22 protein-coding genes are annotated in these 18,871 nt (G+C 45.6%); 14 read left to right on the plus strand and 8 right to left on the minus strand.

Features of this window, described 5'->3' with window-relative positions:
* The 4 genes from A3G19_RS05310 to A3G19_RS05325 all read left to right on the plus strand — a co-directional run.
* Positions 1-1,741, plus strand: a 1,741-nt coding sequence (locus tag A3G19_RS05310; RefSeq protein ID WP_294870998.1) for an efflux RND transporter permease subunit, incomplete at its 5' end; no start/stop codon positions are given.
* A 17-nt stretch (positions 1,742-1,758) separates the two neighbouring features.
* Positions 1,759-2,025, plus strand: a complete 267-nt coding sequence (locus A3G19_RS05315) for a DUF3240 family protein (RefSeq protein WP_291750920.1) — start codon at positions 1,759-1,761, stop codon at positions 2,023-2,025.
* The gene (locus A3G19_RS05320) at positions 2,026-2,673 is read left to right on the plus strand and encodes a response regulator transcription factor (protein ID WP_294871003.1); all 648 of its coding nucleotides are present in this window, start codon (positions 2,026-2,028) and stop codon (positions 2,671-2,673) included. It begins immediately after the preceding gene.
* On the plus strand, positions 2,663-3,868 hold the full coding sequence (locus A3G19_RS05325) for a HAMP domain-containing sensor histidine kinase (protein ID WP_294871005.1): 1,206 nt from the start codon (positions 2,663-2,665) through the stop codon (positions 3,866-3,868). The genes A3G19_RS05320 and A3G19_RS05325 overlap by 11 nt, the downstream gene beginning before the upstream one ends.
* Here the strand turns inward: A3G19_RS05325 and A3G19_RS05330 are convergent.
* The 6 genes from A3G19_RS05330 to A3G19_RS05355 form a co-directional block, all read right to left on the minus strand.
* The gene (locus tag A3G19_RS05330) at positions 3,865-5,106 is read right to left on the minus strand and encodes an OprD family outer membrane porin (RefSeq protein ID WP_294871006.1); all 1,242 of its coding nucleotides are present in this window, start codon (positions 5,104-5,106) and stop codon (positions 3,865-3,867) included. The genes A3G19_RS05325 and A3G19_RS05330 overlap by 4 nt on opposite strands.
* 3 nt (positions 5,107-5,109) lie before the next feature.
* Positions 5,110-5,502: a DUF255 domain-containing protein gene (locus tag A3G19_RS05335; protein ID WP_015652842.1), complete on the minus strand. Its 393-nt coding sequence runs from the start codon at positions 5,500-5,502 to the stop codon at positions 5,110-5,112.
* Positions 5,499-7,277 (minus strand): protein-disulfide reductase DsbD, encoded by a 1,779-nt coding sequence (gene dsbD / locus A3G19_RS05340; protein WP_294871007.1) that lies wholly within the window; start codon positions 7,275-7,277, stop codon positions 5,499-5,501. Before dsbD ends, A3G19_RS05335 begins: the two co-directional genes overlap by 4 nt.
* Positions 7,278-7,309: 32 nt before the next feature.
* Positions 7,310-7,663: a DsrE family protein gene (locus A3G19_RS05345; protein ID WP_015652844.1), complete on the minus strand. Its 354-nt coding sequence runs from the start codon at positions 7,661-7,663 to the stop codon at positions 7,310-7,312.
* Positions 7,664-7,673: 10 nt separating this feature from the next.
* On the minus strand, positions 7,674-8,135 hold the full coding sequence (locus tag A3G19_RS05350) for a rhodanese-like domain-containing protein (RefSeq protein ID WP_294871009.1): 462 nt from the start codon (positions 8,133-8,135) through the stop codon (positions 7,674-7,676).
* Between the two features lie 87 nt (positions 8,136-8,222).
* On the minus strand, positions 8,223-8,684 hold the full coding sequence (locus A3G19_RS05355; protein ID WP_294871012.1) for a DsrE family protein: 462 nt from the start codon (positions 8,682-8,684) through the stop codon (positions 8,223-8,225).
* A 184-nt stretch (positions 8,685-8,868) separates the two neighbouring features.
* On the opposite strand from A3G19_RS05355, the gene A3G19_RS05360 reads away from it, so the two are divergent.
* Both A3G19_RS05360 and A3G19_RS05365 read left to right on the plus strand, forming a co-directional pair.
* Positions 8,869-9,246, plus strand: a complete 378-nt coding sequence (locus tag A3G19_RS05360; protein ID WP_015652847.1) for a helix-turn-helix transcriptional regulator — start codon at positions 8,869-8,871, stop codon at positions 9,244-9,246.
* 101 nt (positions 9,247-9,347) lie between these two features.
* Positions 9,348-9,785 (plus strand): cytochrome c, encoded by a 438-nt coding sequence (locus A3G19_RS05365; RefSeq protein ID WP_015652848.1) that lies wholly within the window; start codon positions 9,348-9,350, stop codon positions 9,783-9,785.
* 17 nt (positions 9,786-9,802) lie between these two features.
* On the opposite strand, the gene A3G19_RS05370 is transcribed toward A3G19_RS05365, so the two are convergent.
* The gene (locus A3G19_RS05370) at positions 9,803-10,246 is read right to left on the minus strand and encodes a hypothetical protein (protein ID WP_294871016.1); all 444 of its coding nucleotides are present in this window, start codon (positions 10,244-10,246) and stop codon (positions 9,803-9,805) included.
* 153 nt (positions 10,247-10,399) lie between these two features.
* On the opposite strand from A3G19_RS05370, the gene A3G19_RS05375 reads away from it, so the two are divergent.
* From A3G19_RS05375 to A3G19_RS05410, 8 genes are read left to right on the plus strand one after another with little or no spacing between them, the layout of a single operon-like run.
* Complete coding sequence (locus tag A3G19_RS05375; protein ID WP_294871019.1) at positions 10,400-11,311, plus strand: VWA domain-containing protein; 912 nt, start codon at positions 10,400-10,402, stop codon at positions 11,309-11,311.
* Complete coding sequence (locus tag A3G19_RS05380) at positions 11,308-12,891, plus strand: VWA domain-containing protein (protein WP_294871022.1); 1,584 nt, start codon at positions 11,308-11,310, stop codon at positions 12,889-12,891. Before A3G19_RS05375 ends, A3G19_RS05380 begins: the two co-directional genes overlap by 4 nt.
* A complete protein-coding gene (locus A3G19_RS05385) occupies positions 12,872-13,984 on the plus strand; it encodes a BatD family protein (protein WP_294871025.1) in 1,113 nt (370 codons plus the stop codon). Before A3G19_RS05380 ends, A3G19_RS05385 begins: the two co-directional genes overlap by 20 nt.
* Positions 13,981-14,928: a MoxR family ATPase gene (locus A3G19_RS05390; RefSeq protein ID WP_015652858.1), complete on the plus strand. Its 948-nt coding sequence runs from the start codon at positions 13,981-13,983 to the stop codon at positions 14,926-14,928. The genes A3G19_RS05385 and A3G19_RS05390 overlap by 4 nt, the downstream gene beginning before the upstream one ends.
* The gene (locus A3G19_RS05395) at positions 14,928-15,761 is read left to right on the plus strand and encodes a DUF58 domain-containing protein (protein ID WP_294871028.1); all 834 of its coding nucleotides are present in this window, start codon (positions 14,928-14,930) and stop codon (positions 15,759-15,761) included. Before A3G19_RS05390 ends, A3G19_RS05395 begins: the two co-directional genes overlap by 1 nt.
* Complete coding sequence (locus tag A3G19_RS05400; protein ID WP_294871031.1) at positions 15,758-16,153, plus strand: hypothetical protein; 396 nt, start codon at positions 15,758-15,760, stop codon at positions 16,151-16,153. The genes A3G19_RS05395 and A3G19_RS05400 overlap by 4 nt, the downstream gene beginning before the upstream one ends.
* Positions 16,101-16,880, plus strand: a complete 780-nt coding sequence (locus A3G19_RS05405) for a hypothetical protein (RefSeq protein WP_294871034.1) — start codon at positions 16,101-16,103, stop codon at positions 16,878-16,880. Before A3G19_RS05400 ends, A3G19_RS05405 begins: the two co-directional genes overlap by 53 nt.
* Positions 16,877-18,025 carry a tetratricopeptide repeat protein gene (locus tag A3G19_RS05410; protein WP_294871037.1) on the plus strand — a complete coding sequence of 383 codons (1,149 nt, stop codon included), beginning with the start codon at positions 16,877-16,879 and terminating at the stop codon, positions 18,023-18,025. Before A3G19_RS05405 ends, A3G19_RS05410 begins: the two co-directional genes overlap by 4 nt.
* On the opposite strand, the gene A3G19_RS05415 is transcribed toward A3G19_RS05410, so the two are convergent.
* Positions 18,026-18,862: a prephenate dehydrogenase gene (locus tag A3G19_RS05415; RefSeq protein WP_041192375.1), complete on the minus strand. Its 837-nt coding sequence runs from the start codon at positions 18,860-18,862 to the stop codon at positions 18,026-18,028.
* Positions 18,863-18,871 lie beyond the last annotated feature (9 nt).

The raw sequence follows: 18,871 nt of genomic DNA on the forward strand, positions 1-18,871 counted from the left end.
ACTTTTGATTATTGCCGTCGTTTTTTTACCGCTCTTGACACTCGAAGGGCTTGAAGGGAAACTTTTTGCACCCGTGGCGATGACGATCGTGTTTGCCCTCTTGGGTTCATTGATCCTCTCTCTCACCGTCATTCCGGTTGTCGCATCGTTGCTTCTCAAAACGGTTCCACATTCTGAAACTCGATTGGATCGTTTTTTTGCACAGTTGTATGCTCCGACACTCAATTTTGCCTTGACTCGAACCAAAACGCTCTTTATCGGAGCGATACTCTTTTTAGTTCTAAGCTTTTCCCTGTTTGGATTGGTGGGTAAAACGTTTATGCCGACACTGGATGAGGGGGATTTGATTTTAATTGTTGAACCGATGCCTTCTATCTCATTGGAAGCGTCCAAAGAGCTTAATTTGGCCATTCAAAAAGAGCTTCTTAACACAATTCCGGAGATCAAGACTATTGTTGCGCGAACGGGGACGGATGAACTGGGATTGGATCCTATGACACTGAATCAAACCGATACGTTTTTGATCCTAAAGCCTAAAGAAGAGTGGAAGGCAAAAAGCAAAGAGGAGATCATGGAAAATATTATGATTGCTCTTAAACCTTTTACGGGGGTAGGGTTTAGCTTTACTCAGCCCATTGATATGCGTATCTCGGAAATGTTGACGGGAACACGCGGTGATTTGGCGGTCAAAATTTTCGGTACCGATATTGATACGCTGAATACGCTCAGCGCAGAGGTGGGGACGATTTTAGAAGGGATTAATGGCTCCAGCGAAGTCGTGGTTACCCTAAACGAGGGGATAAACTATCTCAGTATTACCCCTGATAGGCTGGCGACAGCAAATACGGGAGTAAGCAGCGGCGAATTGCAACAATTTTTAAAAGCCTCATTGGAAGGGATTATTGTCGATACCGTTCCTCAGGGCAATGCACGCACCCCCGTTATGATCCGTTTGGATAGTGATATCGCGCAGAATTACGAGAAGTTTAGCGCTTTAGAGATCCCTTTGAGTGAAGGGGGAAGCGTTCCATTGGCAAGTGTGGCTACGATAGAGGAGACCGAGGGGCCGGTACAAGTCCTTCGAGAAAATAATGAGCGTCTGAGTGTGGTGCGCTCCAATGTAGAAAACCGGGATTTGGTCGGATTTGTCGAAGAGGCGAAACAAAAAATCAATGAGGGGATTCAACTCCCGAAGGGATACCATATCGTTTACGGCGGAGAGTTTGAGAATCAGCAACGTTCATCTGCACGTTTGATGGCCGTGGTTCCGGTGAGTATCGGAGTGATATTCCTGATTCTCTTTTTCACCTTCCGATCGGTGAGCACTACCTTGCTTATCTTGTTAAATATCCCTTTTGCTGTGACGGGGGGGATTATCTCGCTTTTCTTGAGCGGCGAGTATCTCTCTGTTCCGGCATCGGTCGGATTTATTGCACTTTTCGGGATTGCGGTACTCAACGGGGTTGTGATGGTGAGTTATTTTAATACTCTTCTGGGGAACGGGTTGACGATCGATGATGCGGTTGCTGAGGGGGCGCGCCGACGGCTCCGTCCGGTATTGATGACGGCATTTATCGCGGCACTTGGACTGTTACCGCTGTTATTTGCCTCCGGTGTGGGAAGTGAGATCCAAAAACCATTGGCAATCGTTGTTTTGGGGGGATTGGTGACATCGACCATTTTGACCCTGTTGATTTTACCGCCGGCTTTTAAAATGATCTATAAACGAGGACAAAAATGAGCTTGAACAGACTAGATATGTATTTTGAAATCGCGAATAAAGATACATTGGTTGATTTATTGTTAGAAGAAGGATATGATGATTTTTATTTTTTCCCTTGTAACCGCTACGGTGCCGGAGCCTTTTTGGTCAGCACGGAAGAACAAGTAAGCGCTAGGCGGGATTTTGGATTGTTTCGCCTTTTTTTGCAACAATCTGAAGCGATTGTACTGGCGTTAGCTATCAAAAAAGAATTAAAAGACAAAACGATTAAAATATTCATAGATGAGGTAAAAGAGCTGTAAATGCGTATTTTAATTGCAGATGATGAACCTGAACTGCTTGAACTGCTAAAGCTCTCATTAGGAAATAATGAGTGGATAATCGATACCGTTTCAAACGTTGAAGAGGCCAAGCACTATCTTGATGCGTATCATTACCAAGTATTTTTGGTGGATCGAACGTTTCATGGAAAAGATCGTGTTCAAGAACTGATCAACTATGGCAAAAACAAAAATCTTCTGATGGGTATTTTGGTCCTGAGTGCATTGGGAAGTATTGATGAAAAAGTACAGGGGCTTGAGTATGGTGCGGACGATTATCTCGAAAAACCATTTGATATTAAAGAGTTACGTGCTCGTCTTATTGCTCTTGCGCGACGCTTTGCACCTACGTTTCTTCAGCTGCATGGATTTACCATTGATACGACGAAACAAATAATCTATCAAGAAGAGACAAAAATCATCCTCTCCAAAAATGAACACGCCCTTTTCTTTTTTTTGTTGAATCACGCTTCGATCGCTTCACGGGATGAAATCATGGATGCACTTTATGACAATCCCCAAAATATTACCCCCAACGCAATCGATGAATTAGTTGCACGACTCCGTAAAAAGCTTCATCCTTCAATGATCAAAACAATCAAAACACGAGGATATGCTGTTGAAATATAGAAGTCGAGTACCTCTTAAGATTAAAATTGCTTTTATTTTTTCAATACTCATGGCAATTGCCTTTAGTCTCAACTGGATGGTAGCACTCCAAACGATGCGCAGTGAAAAAACCAATGACCTGCAAAAGGTGCTCAAGCATTTGTTAAATGAGAGTAAGAGTGATTATATACCGCAACCGCTCACCCCAAACAGTTGTCTTACTTTTTTATATGCTATTCCCCATAATCAGATGATTTTGAACGATTCAGAGGCATCAAATCTACGTTTTCTCGTTTCAAGTGATCCCTACGTCGCACGAGAAAATGAGGTCGTTTCCTCAGTGCAACAGCTCAATGGTATTTATCTTAATGCTATTAGCGATACACAAAAAATCAAGTTTGCACTTGATAAATATGGGCAAAAACTTCTTATACGCTATGTGCTTTCATTATTGGTGATTTTACTGATCAGTATTATTTTACTTGATTATTATATGAAACCTTTGGCCATTTTAGCGCAAAAAACACATGAGTGGAACAGTAAAAAACCGTTCGATTTTTCGCTCAATAATCCTGGAAAAGAAATTGAAGAGGTCTCCTATGCCTTTAGTGCATTGATAGGGCGTTTGGAAAACTATCGTACTAAAGAGGCTGAATTATTCAAAGAAGCGGCGCATGAGCTCAAAACTCCTTTGGCACTGATGCGCTCCAGACTCGATGTTTATCAAAGCAATAATGACTATAGTAAAGATAAATTTACGGATGATTTAGGTCATGACATCGAGAGACTGACCAGTGAACTTAAAAATGTACTTTTTTTAGAGAGTTCAGATTTTGAAGAGGCAAGCACAATCGATATTATCACAACATTTAAGGCGCTTAAAACTAAAATGGAAATATTGATTCAACGCAAACAATTAACGCTTCAATTGCCGCAGAATTCTTTTTCAGTTAAAGCTCCTGAGAAACTCTTGATTAAAGTTTTGGGCGCTCTGCTCGAAAATGCTATTACTTACGCGCAAGAGAACAGCACTGTTGAAATTGGGTGCGATCCGATAAGCCGCAATATAGTGATTAGCAATACCATTGGAGCGGAAAAATATTTGTTCAGTTCAAAGATTGGAGAGAAAATGTTAAAACGGCTAAGCCGTGAAGTAGGATTTGATTACACGATCAAAAGTGATGAGCAGTCTTTTCAGATCACTTTAGTCTTTTAAAACAGATAATCGGCGATGATCCGAACGTTTGTCTCATCGTACGCTTTGCTTTGATACAGTGATGTACTGCTACTGTCGTAATCGATTAGAGCAAAGCGAGTCCGTAGGCGAAACTCTTTGCGCGGCTGATAGGTTGCATCGATGTTGACCTCGTCCGAATCGGGACGGGGATTTTGGGTGAGGGATGCGGGGTTGGATTGGATCGCATCGCTTTGATCGATCCTCATATACTTGGCGGAAATCTCGAACGTCGAATCGGGTCGATAGGTGAGTACACTGCCGTAGGCTTCCGCTCCCGCATTTTCACTCTCGCCGTCGATCTGCAAATCGGTGTAGGTGATAAAGGCTCCCCATCCCATCTTCTCATACCGTCCCCCGCTCCCCAGAAGGCTCTGATCGCCGATGAGGGTGTAGAGAGCGCTCAGACTCCATTTCCCCTGTGTTAGCGTCCCTCTTAGCCCCAGAAGGTAGGTATTGACCTCTCCTGCGGCATTGGCTCCTACGCTGTGCTCATTTAGATATTGCAGTGCACCGGAGAGGGTTGTCCCCTCGGAGGATTTCCACATCTCATTATCGATGACTTGGAGATACGGGGCGTTCATCACATCGCGCACATAGGTATCGTAGAGTTCGATTTTCCATGGTGATGCAGGAGAATAGATCGCACCGAGAACGGCGATATTACGGTCAACTCCGAGTGAGTAGGTGGGTGAGACGAAGGTGTCGGAGGCTTTGTATTTCCATCCGGTGATGTAAGCGGCTTTTAGCGTGGTATGGCTCAAAGATCGGTTCTCGATATTGAGCGCTTCGAAACTGTTAGGGAGCATACGGTTGTAATAATCGTTTGCGAGAGGGAAGTCAAGGCGCTGACGTCCATAACGGATGAGGGTGTCATGCGCGCTGTATTGGAGGTACGCTTCGCCGAGAGTGTTGATGGAACTGCCATCAAGATTGAGGTTATGGGTTTGTCCCGATTCGGGCATTTGGGTCAATGCGCTCACTCCGTTGCTCGAAAAGAACGACACCCCTCCGCTGAATCCCTCATAGGGTGCTGTTTTATAGCTTAAAATCCCTCCGAGGGTGAAGGCGGTTCGGTCAGTGCGGAGTTCGCGATCTCCGTCATACCAAAAGGCGCGGAGCTGGCCGCTCACCTTCCCTTCTTTAAAGATATCCTCCAGCTCTTGCGCGGAGGATGAGAGACTAAGGAGCAGAGATAGGAGGAGTGAACGTTTGAACATCGATTATTTACCTTGTTTTACGTCTTTGAGTTTTTGTAAGAATCCCTCTGCCGTGGCACCGCCGACCATCATCCGTCCGATCTGTTTGCCGTTGGAGTCCAGAAAATAATAGGTCGGGGTACCGATGACTTGATAGCCGTATTTGTCGGGATACACCTCGACATCGATCTCCACGGGAATAAAAAAGTTTTTGACATATTCGGCAACGTCGTCGTTTTCATAGACGCTTTTTTTCATAATGTTGCACATTTTGCACGTTTTTTTCGAGAACATCAGCATTAGTATTTTATGCTCTTTTTTAGCCTGTTCCAACCCCTTCTCATACGAAGGTGCCCAATCGAGTTCGGCGAAGAGTGAACTGCTGATAAGTAAGAGGGCCAAGAGGATTTTTTTCATTTTGTCTCCAAAGTTTTAAGGTGGGATAAAAAGTCTTCGGCATTTTTGAATCCGATGAGATCACCGCCTTGGATCACCGTCCCGCTCTCATCGAAAAAGATCATGGCCGGAGGGCCGAATAATCCGAACCGTTTGGTCAGTGCTTTTTCGGCATCCGTGTCGGCGGTTACATCGGCACGCACTAAAACATAATCGTTCAGTGATTGTATCACAGCGGGGTCTTTAAACGTAATTGCATCGAGTTCTTTGCACGAACTGCACCAGTCGGCGTAGAAATCGAGCATCACTTTCTTCCCTTTGCTCTCTGCCAATATCGCATCGAGCTCTTCGGCAGAGTGGATCGTTTTAAACGCTAAAGCGGAAGCTGTTTTTTCGCTCAAAGCGCTTGGGGCTTCTGCTGAAATCGGAGCGAGGGGATTTGTCTCCCCTTTGAGTGCGCCGTAAAAGAGGATCAACCCGTAAGCAAGCATCATAATCGCCACCCCTTTGAGAAACGGTTTTATCCCTTTATGATTCCCTTGGAGGGATTCGAGCGCTCCCAGATAGATGGAGACAATGATGAGCAATGTCGCCCAAAGGAGCATGGAAACCGTTGGAGGGAGGATGCGCCCCAGCATCCAGATGGCGATCGCGAGCATCACGACACCGAAGATATGGGATACCGTATCCATCCATCCTCCCGGTCGAGGCATGTATTTTCCCGCGCCCGTTCCGATCAACAGCAATGGTATTCCCATTCCGATACTGAGGACGAAGAGTGCCGCACCACCGAGAAGTGCATTGCCGCTTTGACCGATGTAGACGAGGGCACCCGCAAGCGGAGGGGCAACGCAGGGTCCCACGATCAATGCCGATAAAAAGCCCATGATGGCGACCCCGATATAACCCCCCTTGGAACTGGCCTTTTCGGAAGATTTGGTGAGCTTGGTCTGCCATGAGGTAGGAAGGCCGATTTTAAAGTATCCGAACATGGAGACGGCAAGCCCTACGAAAAGGAGGGCAAACGTTGAAATAACCCACGGATTTTGCATCGCGATTTGGATATTCCCGCCGAAAAGTCCCGCTAATACTCCGGCAATCGTATAGGCAACTGACATAGAGAGGACGTATACCAAGGATAGGGTGAATCCCCGTCTGGCATTCATGTTTTTGCCCTGTGCGACAATGATCGAGGAGAGGATCGGAATCATCGGAAAAATACATGGGGTCAGAGAGAGGAGCAGTCCGAACGTAAAAAAGGTCAGCAGGATGAGCGGTACGTTCCCCTCGATAAACGTTTGGGTGATTTGGTCGGTTTCAGAGACGGTGATCGGGCTTTTTTTAGGTGCAGCGGGAGTGGCTTCTTTGAGAACCAGTGCCGAGGTTTCTATGTCGAAATTGAATGTCGTCTCCATCGGCTCGTAGCACAATCCCTGTTCCGAACACCCTTGATAGCTCAGAACGAGCGTTATCGGAACGATCTCATCCAGTTCTCTCGTCTTCGCCAATGCGATATCGATAGAGGGAGAGGTCAGATAGACTTTTTCGCCGTCATGATCGACTCCTTCGGGGAGAACGAGGCGGTCGATGATGATACCGCTGTTTTTCTCGACGATTTTTGCGCTTACTTTGGATTGGTAGAGATAGATATCGTGACCCAACTCTATCGTGGCGTTGATCGTACATCTTTTTTTCAGATGGGCAGTTGCCTGAAACGCCTCTTCGGGCATGAGGAATTTGGGTTCAGCAAACACAAAACTGTTGAAAATCAACAAAAACATAATGATATATTTCATCTATAGTATCCCTTTTGCATAGTTCAGTCCGTTTAAAATGTTAATACTTTATCGCTTTGGATAACCCAATCGGCAAGTATCTGCATTGTCGAGGAAACGCTCTCATCGAAATAGGGCTGATTTTTAAAAAGTCCGCATCGTGCGTTGCACGTACCGCAGGCTTGGAGGGAAATCCCCTCTTCATAAAGCTTTTTGAGCATATCGACCAAATCGTGATCGTAGCTTTCGGGTTTTTTAATGATGTCGCGAGCGAGATCGACCGCATCGTTCATCAAAAAAATATTGACCGCTTCACCGTTTTTATGAAGCGTTTTTGCCAGACGCAGAGCATTCCACGTCACATCGGAACCGTCATAGGGTTGGTGATTGAGGATAATTGTTGTCATAATCGTCTCCTTATTGCTCTTTGGTGAGGAGAGTAACTCCTAAGCCTGTCTCAATCGGATAACCTTCTTCCGCCCACCCTTTGAGTCCGCCTTTGAGGTTGGTCGCATTCACGAATCCGAGTTTCTTGAGGGTTTGAGCGGCTAACGCTCCACGGCTTCCGCCACGGCAATAGGTGACGATCAGCGCATTTTTGTCTTTGATTTTATTGAGCACTTCAAATTCGAGATTTCCGCGTGTGATCGCCATTGTGCTGGGTGCGTAGATTTCACCCTCTGCACGCTGATTTTCCTCGCGTACATCCATAACGATCACTTTTTTTTCAGCATCCAGCATCTCTTTGAGTTGTTTCGGTGCCATTTCACCCGCTTCAGCTTTCGCCGCGCTAATCAGTTTTTCGGACTCTGCTTGACCTGCCATTAATGAAGAACTCATCAGCAAGCTTGCAACCATTAGAACCATTCGTCTCTTCATTTTAAACCCCTTGCGTCATTACTTATGATATTAGCTAATTAACTAACTAATTGGTATCATATAATAATCACAAATATATGTCAAGTCTCAATGAATCGGGAGATAAGCAAAATGTTCGTTTTGTTTATCGATTAGACCGATAGTCGAGTTTGGGGTCATTTTGACGAAATCATACACATTGCTTTGATCGATTTTGAGGGCTTTCATCGTTGCTTCGCACATTAAAAATTCTACCTCATAGGTATTTGCCATCGTTGCAATCCTCTTGCTGAGATCATCATGTATTTTTGCGAGGGCTGTATCGTTTTTATACGGGGAGTGTTTTAAATCTTTGATGAAAAATTTGTAGGCATCACCATGGATAACAACGGCGACATCGAGCTTTTCGAGTTTCCCCTCGTAATGAGCTTTATGATAGGCGATCCCTTGCAATACTTTTTTTTCAAACGTTGCGATATCTCCGGTTTTCAAATCGAAAACAACTTGTTTAACCCCTTCTTCGGCGAATAGCATTCCGCAAAGGGCGAGGGTGAGTAACCATTTTTTCATAGTAATCCTTTGAATGATAAAAATTTTAGATAGTGCATTTTAATGAATAAGTGTAAAAATAATGTAAATACCTAATTAGCTAAATACTAAATTCAGTAATTTTATTTAGCTAATTTCCTAATAGACTCTTACGTGCTATAATTTTTCATTCACAATACAATCAGTATGTGCCAAAAGGGTGTCAATGTTAGATATGGAACAAAAACTCAAAATCTTTAAAGCGCTCAGTAATGAGACCCGCTTTTTGATTTTTAAAAATGTCTTTACGGGTGGATATGCTTGTTCGTTGGACAAAAAACAGCCCGGTGTTGAGGTCAATCCCATCGCTACGTGTGTCAGTACCATCGCGGAACATTTTAGTTTTTCTCTTCCGACCATTTCGGCGCACATCAAAGAGCTGAAAGAGGCAAAGATCATCACGGTTGAGAAAAAAGGGAATAAAGTCTATATCGAGCCGAACATCGAAACGATCCGAGAAATGGCAGGGTGTTTTCAAACCTTGGTCACGAATTTTGACAATAACCGAGAACTTTTTTTCGGTGATACTCTCACGGTGAAATGAGAGAAATGCATTGCAGGACAATGAGTTCGTTAATAATTGATTAAATTATCCCCCCTTAGCATTATGCTAAACTGCGCTCACTATTAAATACGGAGTTTACGATGAAAATAAAAATACTTGCGGTATCTCTTATGATACTCACTTTTAACCAATCGATTTTTGCGATGGATATGAAGATGATGCAAGAGGACGACAGCCGACAATCTTTAGGGATAAAAGGGACGATGCAAGGAGCGCATCAACTATCGAATATGCGGGAACATTTAGCGGCAATATCCGAAATCGTGCAACTCATGAATAGCGCAAAATATGATGAAGCCTCTGTCATAGCATCAGAAAAACTGGGACTAACACTGGAGAAAAATTCGATGTGCGGAAGCTTTAAAAATCAATCGTTTGAACAAATGGGAGTTACCTTTCACAAATCGGCAGATGCTCTCGCTCAAACATTAAAAACAAAAGATAATAAAAAATCGATGATGGCTTTGGAAAAAGTTTTGAATGGATGCGTCCTCTGTCATAGTACATTCAAACAGTAAAACGGTGATTGAATACGTTATTCAATCACGATAAATCCTACTTTTTGATCCGTATGGCAACCATTGCATGAGGGTTTGACCTGCTCAAATAGTGCATGGATTTTTGTGGTGTCATTGGTACGGAGTGCATCGCGAAACTGAGGATAAATTTCTTCAAAAAAGAATGTTTCGGCAGATGATTTTCGTGCAGGACGGCGGATGGTTCCGTTATCGATAGCCGTTTTGATTTTCTCCCAATGATACAATGCAAGAGGATAGTTGCCCTGCTTAATCGCTTTTTTCGTCGCTTCATAGCGATATCCCACTTCCATCATTGCCGTATCGAACCCCCGAAATTGTTTTTGGATCGCTTCCATCTGTGTAGGGGTGGTATTGAGATCGATGAGCCAGTTGGAGGTGGTTGAATAACTGGCACCGTAGAGAGAAAAGGATGCCATAATAACTGATATGAAATACTTCATACTACTTTCCAAATGTATAGAGATAAGGGATTGTAGCTAAATAATAAGGATATTTTTTATAGCTGTTACCAAAAGAAAAACTTATAAAGTCGCTTTTAGATATTTTTGTGATAGCTGTTGGAAACAGCAGTGTGAAAAGGTATAATCCCATTTATGAATATCTGGTCATTTGATTTTGCATGGGCTTTTTTGGTGCTTCCTCCGATACTCTATTGCCTATACCGCTGTAAAATCATCCCACAAAAACGGTACTTTCCCCATCTGCAATTTTTCGGCAATCCGGGAAAATGGCGAAATATGGAGTGGCTGCTCAAGGCACTCGCTGTGACGCTCATGGTGGGGGCATTGGCAACTCCCGTCGTTGTAGACTACTCCGATCCGCGTAATCGAAACGGGATCGATATCGTCCTCTCTCTCGATGCCAGCGGATCGATGAACGCCTCGGGGTTTTCGAGCGATGAGAGCCGCGCGACGAGGTTTGAGATTGTCCAAAAAATCGCACGTGATTTCGTCATGAAACGGCGTGAAGACAACGTCGGAGTGGTGGTGTTCGGGGATTTTGCCTTTATCGCGACCCCTGTGACCTATGAAAAAGAGATCATCTCCGAGATGATCGGTTATCTCAGTCACGGGATGGCGGGGCAGAATACCGCCATCGGCGAGGGGGTGGCTCAGGCCGTTCGGGCATTGAAAGATTCCAAAGCCAAGAGTAAGGTAATCATTCTCCTCACCGACGGGGAGCACAACAGCGGTGCAGTCTCCCCCAAAGAGGCAGTAGTGATGGCACACAAAGCGGGGGTGAAACTCTATACCATCGGGATCGGTGAAAAAGGAGAATTTGACAGTAAACTCTTGGCGCAAATGGCACGTGATGGCGGAGGGAAATATTTTGCGGCGGCAAATGAGAAGGAGTTGCGTGAGGTGTACGATCAGATCGATACGCTGGAGCGTTCCCGTATCAAAAGTGCGCAGCACACCTTTTTCGAGCACTATTTCCAGTATGCGGTTGCAGGGGCGTTGGTGATCGTGATGTGGCTAATGTGGCGACGAAGGGTAAAAGGATGAGTTTCCTCACCCCGTTATGGCTCATCGCCCTTATCCTTCTTCCCCTCTATCTCTGGGGTGCGCGCCGTTATGGTTGGCATACACAGATTTGGCTGATGGTGAGTCTCCTCTTTTTGATCCTCTCCCTGACCCGTCCGGTCATCCCCGAAAAACCGATCACGGTTGAAGAAGCGGGAAACGATGTTATTTTAGCCGTCGATGTCTCCTACTCGATGAGGGCGACTGACATAGCACCCACTCGGTTGGATGCGGCGAAGGGGGTGTTGCACCAAATCGTAGAGAGGGATAAAAAAGATCGCTTCGGGGTGCTTGCCCATACGACGAGTGCGATTATCCTCTCACCGCTCACCAAAGATACGGAACTGCTCACCCATCTCTTCGCTTCGCTTGATGAATCGCAGATTATTACCAAAGGGACAGAGGTGATGAGTGCATTGGAACTCTCTCGTAAAATGTCCCATGCCCAGCGTCCGCTTGTCGTCCTCTTTAGTGATGGAGGGGATGAACTCTCCTATGAGAAAGAATCAGCGTATGCGGAGGAAAACGGTCTGAAGGTGTGTGTCGTGATGCTGGCATCATCTCAGGGGAGCACCCTCCCATCCGATAACGGATCGCTTAAAGATGAGGATGGTCATATCGTTATCAGTTCTCGTAATGACGCGATTAATCTCATAGCGGAACAAAGCGGTGGGAAAGTGATCGATGGAGCCGATGCATCCAGTGTGATCGAGTGGATCGAGCGGGAGCGGAGTGAAGATTTTGCGGGTTCAACAACCGTAACACGTTATCAGGAACTCTTTTATTTCCCTCTGGTTTTAGCGCTGATCGCTTTTATGCTGGGATATACGACACTTGGAGGGTATTTCGTTCGTGGTGAGCCTGTCGAACCATGGATCTTCCCTTCGACAAGCTCATGGCGAACGAAGAAGATTTTTATCTCTATTTTAGCTTTTCTCGGGATCAGTGCCAATGCGGGGTTGCTCGATTATCCCTATCAAACCTTAGGGAAATATGAGTATTCTCGCGGAAATTATGAGCATTCGGCGCAGTGGTATGGACGGATTGATTCGGAGCATAGCAAGTTCAATCGTGCCAATGCCCTCTACAAAGCGGGAAAATATCAGGAGGCGTTGGCGATTTACCGTATCATCCGCTCGGAAGATTCTTTGTTCAAATCGAAGGTATTTTATAATATGGGCAATTGTCATATCCGACTCAGTGAGTTTGAAAATGGACGTAACGCTCTGCTCAAATCGCTTACCCTGAGCTATAGCCGAGAAGCCGATCAGAATCTTCGCGCGATTGCCAGAGCAGAAGAACAAAAATCGCTCAATGTCCGTAAAGAGCAAAAAGATAAATTCTCTTCCGATGAGAACAAACCGACAGGTGAGGGTAAAAAAGGGAAAGAGGGGGGAGGATCGAATATGCAAAGTGATATTGCCTCCTCCGGTGCGGGAGATGCGGGTAAAAAAGCGCAGGCAGATCCCCGTTTTTCAACGTCGCAAGGCAAAGCTGCTCTCAGTTCCAAACAGTATGAATTGATCAACCAAAGGAGTGTCCATGAAACGAAGCCTTGGTAGGCTGATCGCGCTGATAATAATCAGTGTAAACGGATGGGGAGCGGCGTATGAGTGGAAAATGCTCGAAGCGCCGCAGAGCCTCTATGTTCAGCAGAGTGGTGTCGTGCGGTATGAATGTACCTTTTCGACCAGTGCGGCAGATTATACGATTGATTTTAAACCCTCCGCTACAGAAACCTATAAAGCCTCTATTCTGACCCAGCGTGATCAGATCATTAAGGGAAAACGGGTACAGACGTTTGATGTGTTGATTACCCCTTTGAAAGAGGGAAATATCGAGGTGGCATTGGATGCGTTGATCCGCCATACGACCTTTGCCTCGATCGAAAATGCCTCGATCGGGCGGGATAACGTTAAAAAGTACGACTTTGATGATGAAACCGCACATCTGCCGAAAGCCATTATCCGTGTCAAACCTAACAGCGTGGCACTCAGCGGTGAGCTGGAGTTGGAAGTAAGGGTCGATAAACGGAGTGTCGTCGCTCATGAGCCGGTTCATGTGAGCCTCTATCTTCGAGGGAAGGGAAATCTCGATCAGTACGTCTCTTATGAATTTAATATCAGCGGCGTCAATGTTTTTGCCGAAGAACCGACACGAGATATCTCTCCCGATTCGGCAGGTTTTTCGGGGGAGATACGTCAGGAATTTGCCCTTGTGGGTGAGAAGAGTTTTGTGATTCCCAAATTTACCATCGATGTGTTTGACACACAGAGTCAAAAAATCAAACGCCTCCAAAGCGAAGCGGTCGCAATCGAAGTGGCACAGGGGTATGAGCGATCCAACCTCCTTGACCCTCCTGCTTTGCGTGATTGGAGCGGATGGATGCGTTATACCCTTTATGCGGCACTTGTGATAACAGGAATCGTACTGGGCGAAGTGGCACGTCGGCTATGGAAATTACGTCCACGGAGAAAGACAAAGCATTTTTACGATGATGCGAAAACATCCAAAGAGTTGGTGATACTCCTGTCCCTTTCGGGAGAAAAGCGTTTTGAAACCATTATCGGTGAAGTTGAAGCGGGAAGAATGGAATTAAGTGAAGCTAAAAAGAAACTGGGTAATCTTACAACAGATAAAAAGGTGACAAAATGATAAATGTAATTAATCAAATACGCTCCGAAGTCTCAAAAGTCGTCGTCGGACAGGAAAAAATGATCGACGGATTGTTGATCGGATTATTGTGCGACGGGCATATTTTGATCGAGGGGATACCGGGGTTAGCAAAGACAACAACGGTTAAAGCTCTTTCGCAAACGTTAGGATTAGGATTTAAACGGGTGCAATTTACCCCTGATTTGCTTCCGAGCGATATTTTGGGTGCTGAGGTGTACGATCCGAAAGAGAACGGCTTTAAAATCAAAAAAGGGCCTATTTTCACCAATCTTCTCCTCGCCGATGAAATCAACCGCGCTCCGGCAAAAGTACAGTCAGCACTGCTGGAAGTGATGCAGGAGCGTCAAGTGACGCTGGGGGATGAGAGTTTTAAACTCCCCCCTCCATTTCTCGTTATGGCGACGCAGAATCCGATTGAAAACGAGGGAGTGTATCCTCTCCCTGAAGCGCAGCTCGATCGTTTTATGCTCAAAATCAATGTCGGTTACAATACTCCCGAAGAGGAACTCTCCATCGCGCGACGTGTCGGATCGGGTCTGGGTGAAGAAATCAATGCGGTGATCGACCCCTCAACTCTGCGTGAGCTCAAAGAGAGAGTCAAAACGATCCATATCGACGAAGAGGTAGAGAAATATATGATAAACCTCGTCACCGCGACCCGTGAACCGGAGCGGTTTGGATTGGGTGAGATCAAGGGGTTCTTGCAGTTTGGGGCAAGCCCTCGTGTGAGCATCGATATGTTCAAAGCGGTACGTGCCGTTGCTTTCTTGCGCGGCAAAGAGTTTGTCACTCCGAGTGATATCGCCTCAGTCATAAAAGAGTTGATGCGTCACCGTCTTGTCCTCTCGTATGAAGCGGAAGCGGAGGGGATCACCACCGACGAGCTGATCGAGAAAATTATCAAAGCGGTACCGATTCCCTAATGAAAAACAGCGCTCAGATTCTTCTCAAAGCCCGTCGCCAGATCATCGGTGATCGTATTGGAAATAACCCCTCCATGTTTCGGGGAGAGGGGTATGATTTCATCGAATTGCGCGAATACGTCAGCGGCGATGATACCCGTCATATCGACTGGAATGTTACGGCGAAGATGGGAAAACCGTTCGTCAAAGTGTTTCGGGAAGAGAGGGAGCTGAATGTCCTTACCGTAGCGCTTCTGGGCGGAGGGCTTCATTTCGGATCGGAGAAGTTTAAAATCGAGAGTGTCGCCGAGGCGGTAGCGCTGATCGGATATTCGGCGGTAGCAAACGGGGATATGTTCGGTCATTGCAATTTTTCGGAAAATTTGCGGAGTGAGATTCGTCCCGCGAAAAAACGATTTTCGGTTCAGCAGGCGACCGTGAGCGTGTTGGATTCGGAAATATTGCATCACCATGTAGACTTATCTCATACGATAAAAGAGCTTTATCGGCGGACAAAGCGCAGATCACTCATCGTCCTTATCGGTGATTTTTTCGAGATTCCTGATTTGCGGCTCCTCGCTAGGAAGCACGAAGTGGTCGCTATCGTCGTTCGTGACCGTGCCGAAGAGAACCCTGCTGTTATGGGATTCAGCGCACTGATCGATCCTGAGAGCGGTGCGGTTTTAGAGGGAGATTTTAATGAACGCAGTGTCAAGCGTTACCGTGATTGGGTAAAAGTCCATGATATTGAGCTATTTGAAACCTTTCGCAAAGCGGGAGTACGGGCGACGAAACTCTATACCGATGCGAATGCGGTGGTGACATTGCGACGATTGTTTGAGGGGAGAGCATGAAAGATCTTAATATTCCTGTGAATGATATCGCACCGCTGATTGAGATACCCGATTATTCCCTTTATTACTTCATTGCGGTCGTCATTATTACGGTTACTGTCACTTTGGCACTGATTTTAGCACTGATCAAACAGCTGCGTAAACGCAAAATAAATGTGAGAAAAGAGCGCTTTAAGGCTCTTTCCGCCATTGATTTTTCCGATCCCAAACGTGCCGCGTATACGATCACTGAATTGGGAAGAGTATTCGCTTCCGATAACGAGCGAACTTCAAAAGCGTTTCATAACCTTTTTGAGCGGTTAGCCCCGTATAAATATGCCCCGCAGGTGAAAATGATCGATGAGGAGACGTTGGGGTATTATCGTCTCTATGTCGAGATTATCGATGTTTGATGGCGTTTATTTCCAGTTCCCAAAACTTGGATTTATCCTCTTTTTCTTTTTAGCGTGCGAGGCGTTGTGTCCGTTGCGCACCAATCCGATTTACTTTCCCCGAACACTTTTTTTTGAATCGAATGAGACAAAATCACCTCTTTGGATGTGGGTTGCCAAATGGGCTATGATCTCCTTTTTTATCGTCGCGCTGATGTCACCGGTGCGAGAGGTTAAAGAGGAGGTGAGCGGATACGATATTCTTATTGCGCTTGACCCGGCATCGATCCATCCTGACATGATAGAGGATATACAATCGTTTATCGAGAAACGAAATCATGATCGCTTCGCCTTATATATTCCCGGTGCTTCACCCATTATGATCCCTCTTAGCGACGATTATGAAGCACTGCAAAAAATCCTTTTGCAGCTTACTGCCGATCATTCTGAGGGAAAAATAACCAAGGAAATTGAACGTTTTTTCTCCACCTCCCCTGATGGGAAAGGATGGGTGCTCGTTCTCTCAGAGAAGCCCAAAAAGTTGGTCCGTTCGTTGCCGATTGGGGTAGAAGTAAGTATCATCGACCCGAACGAAGATTGGGTGGAGATGAGTGATCGTGCTCACCCCCCGTTTGAGGTGATAAGAGTGCAAAAATATTATGAGTATTACTACATTTATCCCCTTTTTATCGGTTTTTTAGCAATGCTTCTTTATCTGTACGGTCGTAATCAAAAGGGGCTTGCATGAGCTTTTTACACCCCGAATTTTTGCTCTGGCTGTTGCTTCCGACCCTAGTCCTTTTTTATTTTTGGCTCACTCAAAAACCGTTGAAAAATCGCTGGCTGAGTGAAGCAGTACTCGAGAAACTTCATGCGCCCGAGACGACGATGGGGTTAAAGGGGCGGAATAGCCTTTTTCTCGTCTCATCCCTTTTGATTATCGTTGCAATGGCTCAACCGGTCATCATCGACTCAACGCCGATTGAGGGGAAAGAGCTTCATATTATCCTAGCGATTGATAGAGGGGGAGCAAACTTTGATCAAACCCGCTCTCTGGCCCTTTCAACGCTTTACACCGTTTTGGGAGAGAAGATTGAACTGATAGGGTTTGATGATCGCGTTTACCGTATTGCACCGCGCAGTAATGACGGAGGAATATTGAGTGAATTGATTAAACATCTAACCCCTTCTTCGCAACTATCCAACAAGCCTCTTTTGGAGGAGAAACTGCATCGAATCGATGCAGATATGAAGATTGTTGTGACTTTAACGCCGATGAAAAGGGAAGATTTTTGGATCGTTTCTTCACCCTCTGATGTGTCAGCCGTCCATGAAAAACTGATTGAGCTTAGAAAGATACACCTCGCTCAAGTGCATGTTCCCCTCTTTTTTTATCCCTTGGGATTGGCTATGACGTTGATTCTTTTTGCCCTTTCGTCCATGAGCAAGCGTCAAAGCGTGGGTGTCGGTTCATTAGCGCTGTTGTTTAGCCTCTCACTAACACCCGCTCATGCCGGAATTTTGGATTTTAAGGAACTTATCGAGGCAAAAGCGGCGTATGAGAGGGGAGAATATGAAAAAAGTGAACACCTTTTCGCACGCTATCAGATGAAACACGATTCTCCGCAGGTGCGTTACAACCGAGCCAATGCTCTGTACATGAGCGGACGGTTTGATCGAGCACGCTTTTGGTATGAGCGGGTCTATACCACTGATCCGGGGTTAAAGGAGCGGGTCAGTCATAATCTAAAAAAGAGCATCGGAAAGATTCAAACGGTTGAATTCCAAAAAAAGGGAAGAGAAAATGGTGCCAATGCTATTACATCGGCAACTTCAAATATTTCGATGATGAGAAAACCTTTGAAGCGGGAAACGCGGCTATTTGAACTTTGATTATTTAAAAATATCGTAGAGTTTGTTGGCACCTTTCATTTCACGGCGCAGTTCAGCGTAATTTTCGTTTTGAAGGGCGGTTTTCAGAGTTTGAAGTTCAATCTCGAAGAGTTCTACCGCATTGAGGACGTTTTGGCGGTTTTGACGGAAAATATCTTCCCACATCGCCGGGGAACTTTTAGCCAGACGGCTCATGGAACGAAATCCCCCTGCCGCGAGGGTGAGGATATTCTCTTTTTCCTCTTGGGCTAACACGGTGTTTGCGAGAGCGTACGAGATAATATGGGGCATGTGGCTGATAAAGGCTGCGTGGCGGTCATGTTGCGCCGCACCCATCGTTCGGATTTGCATACCGATCGCTTGAAAAATGCGAAGCGCCGTATCACGTTGAGTATTGCCGCTGTGTTCCAAATCACACAGTACCACTACTTTTTCAGCATAGAGCCCTTCTAAAGCGGCACTCGGACCAAACTGCTCGGTTCCTGTCATCGGATGGGCAGCAACCACATTAGGACGAATAACGCTGGGTATAGCATCAACGATCAGGGCTTTGGTACTTCCCAAATCGATCAAGGTTTTGTCACTTCCGGCTAAATCGGTTGATTTTTGCAAGAATGCGATGACCCCGTCAACCGGAATAGCCAAAAAGATAACATTACAGTGCTTCTTAAGCTCTTCAAAACTTACAAATGACTCAACCAATCCTCGTTGCAGGGCGATTTTCTGATGCTCTTCATTATGGTCGCATCCGATGACCGAAGAGATAAAAGAGAGATGTTTGAGCGCAAGCGCCATCGATCCCCCCATTAACCCTAATCCTACAATCCCTATCTTCATCCGTGCCCT

The sequence above is a fragment of the Sulfuricurvum sp. RIFCSPLOWO2_12_FULL_43_24 genome (genome assembly GCF_001829605.1).
Taxonomy (GTDB): domain Bacteria; phylum Campylobacterota; class Campylobacteria; order Campylobacterales; family Sulfurimonadaceae; genus Sulfuricurvum.